At 48.6% G+C, this 1483-nt stretch carries 1 protein-coding gene; it reads right to left on the bottom strand.

Annotated elements, in window-relative coordinates; translation table 11 throughout:
• On the bottom strand, window positions 1–1133 hold a 1133-nt coding region (locus tag G519_RS0138230; protein ID WP_029199012.1), incomplete at its 3' end, for a Rieske 2Fe-2S domain-containing protein.
• Window positions 1134–1483: the final 350 nt, after the last annotated feature.

Here is a 1483-nt window from a genome sequence, read left to right as displayed (position 1 = left end):
GCTTCCAAAAGCATCTGTCGGGCCGCAATGATGGCCGTATCGGCCGTCCCGAGCTTTTCCTTGGTACGATCGCAGAACGGTTGTTCCATTGTTTCCTGAAGAGCATAATCCTGTGTGTTGATGCCGGCGATGCCGGTGAATGTTTGGGTACGCTGCACTTCCCGATCGATTAAGAAATCATTGGAAGCGTTCCGCTTCAAGCGATATCCCGGAAGTACGTCTTCCGATCCCCGACCGAATGCCGTCTCGTGATCTAGAACGAACTCCTTCGTGAACGGAATCTCGACATCTGCGGAGTAAATGAAATTGAACACCCATACGTTAGAGTCGTCAATCGGCACCCAAAGATGTCCCGCAATGGAAGGAAACTCTTCCCGTTTACCGTCCGTCCAGCGAGTCATCGCTCCCCTCATTTGTTGAGCCGGCATAATGAATTGGTAGCCTCGGATATAATTTCCATCTTCTTTCAGATCCCGGATCCCGGCGTATTTAAAGCCATACGGTGTTTTCACCACTTCGAGCTTGGGTGCCGTCGATCTTGAACGAAGTGCATTTTTGTCGGCAATATTGTTGTTATGAGCAAAGGAAGAGTGGGAGGTATCTATACCGCCCTCCAGCGCCTGCAGCCAATTGCAATGCTCGTACGTTTTGGAGACGTGCCGGTAATTATCCGGTGTCCGCAGCCATTCGTAGTCCGGGTAATCCGGCTGTAATTCTTTTGGTCCCATGTAAGTCCAAATGATGCCCGCCTTCTCCCAAGTCGGATAAGAAGTCAGCTTGACCGAGTGCTTGAAATCGCTCGTTGCCGGTTCGTTGGGGGTATCTACACATTGTCCCGTTGTGTCGAACTTCCAGCCATGATATACGCAGCGGAGACCGCATTCCTCATTTCGGCCCCAGAATAGGTGTGCACGTCGATGAGGGCAGTAAGCGTCCATTAGTCCTACAGTCCCGTTGGTGTCGCGAAATGCGACCAAATCTTCACCTAGCAGTCGAACTTTGACCGGTGCACCGTCCGGTTCCGAGAGTTCCTCGGACAAAAGTGCAGGAATCCAATATCTGCGGAATACTTGTCCCATGGGAGTTTCAGGACCAATAAGACAAAGCTTTTCGTTATCTTCTTTTTTTAACATGTCGCGCCTCCTGCTTGTGTGTGATCAATTTTATCGTTTGACTAAATTATATCGAGAGTCCAAAGAGACAGACACACTAGGTTCTTCTATAGTGAACGTGCCAAAAATTTTTTTGTGGAAAACGATTGACTTTTGCATCGCCTTATTCCGACTTTTTCCCCGAAGCGAAAATAACCCTTCACCTCCGGTTACCGGATTAGGTGAAGAGTTATTACATGCTTAGAGTTGAGTCTATTCTATTTGGCGTAAAACCTTTCGTCCACTACTTTTTCCACACTTAACTCTTTGTTCAGGGCACCGGTCTCTTTCACAGTATCGATCGCCCACTTCACGCCCTCCACATTCATTTT

The sequence above is a fragment of the Paenibacillus alginolyticus DSM 5050 = NBRC 15375 genome (genome assembly GCF_000422905.1).
Lineage (GTDB): Bacteria > Bacillota > Bacilli > Paenibacillales > NBRC-103111 > Paenibacillus_E > Paenibacillus_E alginolyticus.
Note: the sequence above shows the minus strand (reverse complement) of the source record. Positions and strands in the feature narration are given on the sequence as shown.